Here is a 6,664-nt window from a genome sequence, read left to right as displayed (position 1 = left end):
CGGTGAGTTGACGCGCCGATAACGGCGACGCCGACGGTCCCTCCGAGTAGGTTGCAACCCGACGTCTACCGGAGGGACTCGTCGTGTCGTACCCCGACCAGGCACCGGCCCGCCGCCCGGCCGCGGTCACGCTGGCCACGGCGGTGCTGGCGCTGATGGCGGTCGCGAGCCTCGCGTACGCCGCCGCCGGCCCGCTCACCCTCGGCGGCACCGTGGCGGAGTTGCGGGCCGCGGCCGGGGGCACCTCGGCCCGTCCGGACGACATCGACGGCGTGGTCACCCTGCTGCGCGTGTCCACCGTGCTCTCCGCCGTGCTGGGGCTGCTGGGGGGCCTGCTGCTCGCCGGTCTCGCCCTCGGCCTGCGTGCCGGCCGCTCCGGCGCCCGGGTGGCGACCTGGGTGGTCAGCGGGCTGGGGCTGCTCTTCGGCTGCTGCGGTCTGGCGGTGCTGCTCGGCCAGCGCGCCACCCCGTTGCGGCTGGGCGCGGACGACCGGGGCACCGCGGAACTGCTCGGCCTCGTCGGCGACGCCTACCCGAGCTGGTGGATCCCGCTCAACGCGGGACTTTCGGTCGGCCAGGTGCTCGGTTACCTTGTGGTAGCCATGCTGCTGGCGCTGCCGGCGGCGAACGCCTGGTTCCGGCGGCGTCCCCCGGGCACGCCACCCGCCCCGCACCAGCCGCCGGCACCGCCGTTCGTCCCGTACCAGCCGCCCGCGCCCCCGTACCCGCCGAGGTGAGGACCGCCCGTGACGCTCGACCAGCCGACCACCGAGCGACGGGCACTGGTCACGGGGGCGACCGCCGGCATCGGCGCCGCGTTCGCCCGTCGGCTGGCCGCCGACGGCTGGCACCTGGTGCTGGTCGCCCGGGACGCCGCCCGGCTGGCCGACATGGCGGCCGAGCTGGGCGGGCGGCACGGCCGGGAGGTCGAGACGATCCCGGCCGACCTGTCCACCGACGACGGTTGCGCGGCGGTGGAGCGGCGGCTGGCCGAGGGCACGCCGGTCGAGCTGCTCGTCAACAACGCCGGGATCAGCCTCAACACCCCGTTCCTGCGGTCGTCCGCAGAGGACGAGGCCCGGCTGCTCCGGCTGAACGTGCACGCGGTGCTGCGGCTGACCCTCGCGGCGCTGCGACCGATGACCGAGCGCCGACACGGGGCAGTGATAAATGTCTCTTCGGTTGCGGGTTTCGGTGCGGTCATGCCCGGTTCGACGTACTCCGCCAGCAAGGCGTGGGTGACGAACTTCAGCGAGTCCGTCGGTCAGTCCGCGCGTCCGTTCGGGGTGCGCGTGATGGCGCTCTGCCCCGGCTACACGCGCACCGAGTTCCACGAGCGGGCCGGCATCAACATGTCGAAGACCCCGGAGTGGATGTGGCTGCGGGCCGAGGACGTGGTCGACGAGGCCCTGCGCGACCTGCGGAAAGGCAAGCTGGTGAGCATTCCGGCGTGGAAGTACAAGCTCGCGGTCGCCGGTCTGCGGCACGCGCCGCGCCGGCTGCTGGAGGCGGTCTCGCGGGACACCCGGGGCCGCATCGGCCGCGACAACGGCTGACCGTCGCACCGGGCCGGTGCGGTCTCCCCGGATCCGGTCCCCTCACCCGCCGCGCGGGCTGTACGGTCGCTCACCGTAGCCGGACATAGCCGATCATCGGTCGCCCGCCGGGTGATCCGGGTGGACCCCGCACGCGGCTCCCAGACTTGCGCAGTACCCTCTATCGCCATGGGGGACCACGACGACCTGCGTAAATTCATTACCGACCTGGCCGTGGTCCATGGACGGGTCGTACTCTCCTCGGGGCGCGAAGCGGACTGGTACGTCGATCTGCGGCGCGTCACGCTCCATCACCAGGCCGCCCCGTTGGTCGGCCGGGTGATGCGGGACCTCACCGCCGACTGGGAGTACGACGCGGTGGGCGGGCTGACCCTCGGCGCCGACCCGGTGGCCCTGTCGATGCTGCACGCGGCGTCGACGACCGACCGCCCGCTGGACGCGTTCGTGGTCCGGAAGGCGGGCAAGGCGCACGGCCTGCAGCGTCGGATCGAAGGACCGGACGTGGCGGGACGGCGGGTGCTGGCGGTGGAGGACACCTCCACCACCGGGGGAAGTGTGTTGACGGCGGTCGAGGCGCTTCGTGAGGCCGGGGCCGTGGTCGTGGGTGTGGCGGTTATTGTTGATCGAGGCGCCGGCGACGCGGTGCGAGCCGCCGGACTGCCGTATCGGGCGGCCTATACGTTGGCTGACCTCGGCCTTGTGGCGTAAAAGTTTGCCGATTCGGATCTGCTGATATGCAGGCGGATCGATGCTGCTGGTGGAAGGATGGATTTCGTGGGAACTGCGTTGGCCGAAATGACTATGCCTCAGATCTCGCCGCTTGCCGGTGAGCCGATCGAACGTGCCGATGCCGAGCGTCTCGCCGGGGTCCTCAAGGCCCTCGCCGACCCTGCCCGGCTCCGGCTGCTCAGCCTGATCCAGTCGGCTCCTGAGGGCGAGGCGTGCGTCTGTGACCTGACCGCACCCCTCGGCCTCTCGCAGCCGACGGTCAGTCACCACCTGCGCATCCTCACCGAGGCCGGCTTGCTGGAGCGGGAGAAGCGCGGTGTCTGGGCCTACTACCGGCTGGTGCCGTCGGCGATCGCCACGATCGCCGATCTGCTGACCCCGCCGCGCAAGCGCGCCACCAAGAAGGCTCGCTGACCGTACCGGTCGTCCGGTGCCCTCCCCGACCAGGGACGGCGCCGGACGGCCGGTTGGTCGTCGGTCAGTGCTTGCCGTAGTGCTCCCGGGTCTCCCGGATCGCCTCCTCGGCGGCGGCCAGCTCCTGAGCGGTGGTGCCGCGCTTGGCCGCCAGGCGGGCCCGCAGCAGCTCGACCGCGATCGGGATCACCGAGAGGCCCACGATCCCGAGCAGGATCACCTCGATGTTCGCCTTGACGAACGGGATCTGGCCGAGGAAGTAGCCGAGCACCGTCACGCCGGTGCCCCAGAGCACGCCGCCGATCACGTTGTAGACGACGAAGGTGCGGTAGTTCATCCGGCTGACCCCGGCCACGATCGGCGTGAACGTCCGAACGATCGGCACGAAGCGGGCCAGCACGATGGACCGCGCGCCGTACTTCTCGAAGAAGTCGTGCGCCTTGAGCACGTTCTCCTGCTTGAACAGCCTAGAGTTGGGCCGGCGGAACAGCGCCGGGCCGACCTTGCGGCCGAACGCGTACCCGACCTGGTCGCCGGCGATCGCCGCGACGGTGATCAGCAGGCAGACCAGCCAGAGCGGGTAGGTGACGTACTTGCCGTCGGCGGTGAGCAGGCCCGCCGTGAACAGCAGCGAGTCACCCGGCAGGAAGAACCCGATCAGCAGGCCGGACTCGGCGAAGACGATGACCAGGATGCCGAGCAGCCCGAACGTCGAGATCAACACCTCTGGATCGAGCCAACTCGGGCCCAGGGCCAGGGTGGTGGTGGGCGTCGGCACGAGGTGACCTCCGATGGCTGCCGGTCAGGGTGGGCGGAACGTCCGTAGTCTAGGTGGCCGCCGACCCGCCCCGTGCTCGACGTCACACCCGCCCCGGACACCCCTCCTACAGCCGGGGGTCCACCGGCTCCGACTCGCAGGCCAGGATGGCGAAGACCAGCTCGTGCCGGCGCCACAGCGGCGCCCCGGCGACCAGCGCGTCCAGCGCCGCCAGCCCCAGCCCGTGCTCCCGCAGCGCCAGCCCCCGCTTGCGCCCCAGCGACCGGTGGCGCAGCGCGGTGAGCTGCTCGGGCTCGGTGTACCCGGGACCGTAGATGATCCGCAGGTACTCCCGACCCCGGCACTTGATCCCCGGCTGGAGCAGCGAACCCCGCTGGTTGCGGGCGGCCGGGCCCGCGTACGGCTTGACCACCATGCCCTCGCCGCCGCCGGCGGTCAGCGCCAGCCACCAGTCGGTCGCCGCCCGCTCCGCGTCGGGGTCGGCGAGGTCGACCACCTGCCGCCGGATCGGGGTGAAGAACTCCGGGTCGGCCGCGCAGAGCCGGTCGGCCAGCGCCAGGTGCCACCCGTGGTCCCGGTCGGCGTAGCTGACCGTCGACCCGGCGAGCACCGCGAACGGGGCCAGGGTCACCCCGCGCAGCCCCTCGGTCGGCCCCACGTACGCCCGGTAGGCGTCCGAGTAGGCCAGCACCTCGTCGCGGCGGCGGGCCATCCGGTCGCGCAGCTCGCCCAGCGGCAGGCCCCGGCCGGCTGCGGCGTCCAGCGCGGCCAGCGCCGCCGGGAGCGCGTCCCGGCCGGCGGCGCCCACCCCGGCGTACTGCTCGCGGATCAGGCCGCCCGCCTTCGCCGACCAGGGCAGCAGCTCGCAGTCGAGCAGCAGCCGGTCGGTGTCCAGCTCCTCCCAGAGCCCGGCCGCGCCGACCGCCGCCCGCACCCGATCGAGCAGCGCGGTGTCCAGCGGCTCGCCGAAGAACGGCCGGCCGGTGCGGGTGTGCACCACCCCGCCGCCCGGGCCGTACGCGCCGCCGTCCGGCTCCCGGCAGATGAGCACCACCGCCCGCGAGCCCATGTGCTTCTCCTCGCAGACCACCCGGTCCACGCCCGCCGCCCGGTAGTCGGCGAACGCCTGTGCCGGGTGCTCCAGGAACCCCTCCACCTTGGACGTGGAGCAGGGCGCCATGGTCGGCGGCAGCCAGGCCAGCCAGCGCGGGTCGACCGCGAACCGGCTCATCACCTCCAGCGCCGCCGCGGCGTTCTCCGCCGGCACGGTCAGCGACCCGTACGCGTGCTCGATGTGCCGCCGGCCGGTCACGTCGGTCAGCTCCAGCACCTCATCCGGCCGGGTCGGCGCGGCGGTCAGCGGCCGGGCGGGGGCGTACCACTCCCGCTCCGCCGGCACCGCGACCAGCTCCTTCTCCGGGTAGAGCAGCGCGGTCAGCCGGCCGCCGAAGACGCAGCCGGTGTCGACGCAGATGGTGTTGTTCACCCACTCCGGCTCCGGGGTGGGCGTGTGCCCGTAGACCACCATCGCCGAGCCGCGGTACTCCCGCGCCCACGGGTAGCGCACCGGCAGGCCGTACTCGTCGGTCTCCCCGGTGGTCTCCCCGAAGAGCGCGAAAGCGCGCACCCGGCCGGAGGCGCGGCCCTGGTACTCCTCCTTCAGCCCGGCGTGCGCCACCACCAGCCGGCCACCGTCCAGCACGTAGTGGCTGACCAGGCCGTCGACGAAGGTCGCCACCTCCGCGACGAAGCTGTCCGGCTCCGCCGCCAGCTGCGCCATCGTCTCGGCCAGGCCGTGGGTGAGCCGCACGTCCCGGCCGCGCAGCCGCCGCAGCAGCTTCTGCTCGTGGTTGCCGGGCACGCAGATCGCGTGCCCGGCGGCGACCATGCCCATCACCAGGCGCAGCACCCCGGGGGAGTCCGGGCCGCGGTCCACCAGGTCACCGACGAAGACGGCGGTACGCCCCGACGGGTGCGTCGCGTCCACCGGCCGACCCGCGTCGTCGCGGCGCAGCACCCAGCCGAGCCGGGCGAGCAGCGTCTCCAGCTCGGCACGGCAGCCGTGCACGTCGCCGACGATGTCGAACGGTCCGGTCAGCTCCCGGCGGTCGTTGAAGAGCTTCTCGTAGCGGATCTCGGCGGCGTCGATCTCCTCGACGCCGCGCAGCACGTGCACCTTGCGGAAGCCCTCCCGGGCCAGCTGCCCGTACGTGCGGCGCAGGTCCCGCCGCATCCGGGTGAGCACCGGGCGGCCGAGGGTGCGGTCCGCGCGGCCCTCGGTGCGCTCCCAGGCCAGTGCCTCCGGCACGTCCAGCACGATGGCCACCGGCAGCACGTCGTGCTCCCGCGCCACCCGCACCAGCGCGGCGCGGGCGTGCGGCTGGAGGTTGGTGGCGTCGACCACGGTGAGCCGGCCGGCGCGCAGCCGCTTCCCGGCGACGTAGTGCAGCACGTCGAACGCCTCGGCGGAGGCGGACTGGTCGTTCTCGTCGTCGGCCACCATCGCGCGGAAGGCGTCCGAGGAGAGCACCTGGGTCGGGGCGAAGTGCCGCCGGGCGAAGGTGGACTTGCCGGAACCGGAGATGCCGACCAGCGCCACCAGGGCCAGCTCGGGAATGTCGAGGGTGGTCACCGGTTCTCCTCCCGGGTGTCGGCGGCCGGCTGGCCGGCGGCGGTGAGCACGGCCAGCTGGGTGGGGGCGCCCACCTCGGGGTCGTCGTCGCCGACCCCGTGGACGACCGCGGTGTAGCCGTACGTGGCCGACACCCGGTCCACCCAGGCGGCGAACTCGGCGCGGGTCCACTCGAACCGGTGGTCGGCGTGCCGGAACCTCCCGGCGGGCAGCCCCTCGTAGCGGACGTTGTACTCGGCGTTCGGCGTGGTCACCACGACGGTGCCCGGCCGGGCGTGGCCGAGGACGGCGTCCTCCAGCGCCGGCAGCCGGGCCTCGTCGACGTGCTCGATCACCTCCATCAGCACCGCCGCGTCGTACCCGCGCAGCCGGTCGTCGCGGTAGGTCAGCGCGGACTGCCAGAGCTTGATCCGGTCGCGCTGCCGCTCCGGCAGCCGGTCCAGCCGCAGCCGCCGGGCCGCCAATGTCAGTGCGTGCGCGGAGACGTCGGTGCCGACGATCTCGGTGAACCGGCGGTCGCTCACCAGCGCGGCGAGCAGCGCGCCGCCGCCGCAG

Annotated in this window: 7 protein-coding genes; 4 read left to right on the top strand and 3 right to left on the bottom strand. The window is 73.4% G+C overall.

The features are described 5' to 3' along the window. Positions 1-83: 83 nt before the first annotated feature. The 4 genes from NCC78_RS25665 (at position 84) to NCC78_RS25650 (ending at position 2,699) form a co-directional block, all read left to right on the top strand. On the top strand, positions 84-737 hold the full coding sequence (locus NCC78_RS25665; protein ID WP_250797652.1) for a hypothetical protein: 654 nt from the start codon (positions 84-86) through the stop codon (positions 735-737). Between the two features lie 9 nt (positions 738-746). Continuing rightward, positions 747-1,556 (top strand): SDR family NAD(P)-dependent oxidoreductase, encoded by an 810-nt coding sequence (locus NCC78_RS25660; protein ID WP_250797651.1) that lies wholly within the window; start codon positions 747-749, stop codon positions 1,554-1,556. A 168-nt stretch (positions 1,557-1,724) separates the two neighbouring features. Beyond that, positions 1,725-2,264 (top strand): orotate phosphoribosyltransferase, encoded by a 540-nt coding sequence (gene pyrE / locus NCC78_RS25655; RefSeq protein ID WP_250797657.1) that lies wholly within the window; start codon positions 1,725-1,727, stop codon positions 2,262-2,264. A gap of 57 nt (positions 2,265-2,321) precedes the next feature. Beyond that, entirely contained in the window at positions 2,322-2,699 is a 378-nt protein-coding gene (locus tag NCC78_RS25650; protein ID WP_120729245.1) for an ArsR/SmtB family transcription factor, read from the top strand. 64 nt (positions 2,700-2,763) lie between these two features. Here the strand turns inward: NCC78_RS25650 and NCC78_RS25645 are convergent, their stop codons facing one another. The 3 genes from NCC78_RS25645 to NCC78_RS25635 all read right to left on the bottom strand — a co-directional run. Further along, positions 2,764-3,477, bottom strand: coding sequence for a DedA family protein (locus tag NCC78_RS25645; protein ID WP_250797650.1), 714 nt, complete (start codon positions 3,475-3,477; stop codon positions 2,764-2,766). Positions 3,478-3,583: 106 nt separating this feature from the next. Further along, complete coding sequence (locus tag NCC78_RS25640) at positions 3,584-6,109, bottom strand: polynucleotide kinase-phosphatase (RefSeq protein WP_250797649.1); 2,526 nt, start codon at positions 6,107-6,109, stop codon at positions 3,584-3,586. Further along, a partial coding sequence (locus NCC78_RS25635) for a methyltransferase (RefSeq protein WP_250797647.1) occupies positions 6,106-6,664 on the bottom strand: 559 nt, incomplete at its 5' end. The genes NCC78_RS25635 and NCC78_RS25640, both read right to left, overlap by 4 nt.

It is taken from the genome of Micromonospora phytophila, from assembly GCF_023656545.1.
In the GTDB taxonomy this organism is placed as follows: Bacteria; Actinomycetota; Actinomycetes; order Mycobacteriales; family Micromonosporaceae; genus Micromonospora; species Micromonospora phytophila.
This window is presented reverse-complemented; position numbering and strand designations above follow the sequence as displayed.

Bases quoted from the DNA above. Each gene is read 5' to 3' on its own strand.
- pyrE (WP_250797657.1), top strand. From the start codon at position 1,725: ATGGGGGACCACGACGACCTGCGTAAATTCATTACCGACCTGGCCGTG.
- NCC78_RS25650 (WP_120729245.1), top strand. From the start codon at position 2,322: ATGGATTTCGTGGGAACTGCGTTGGCCGAAATGACTATGCCTCAGATC.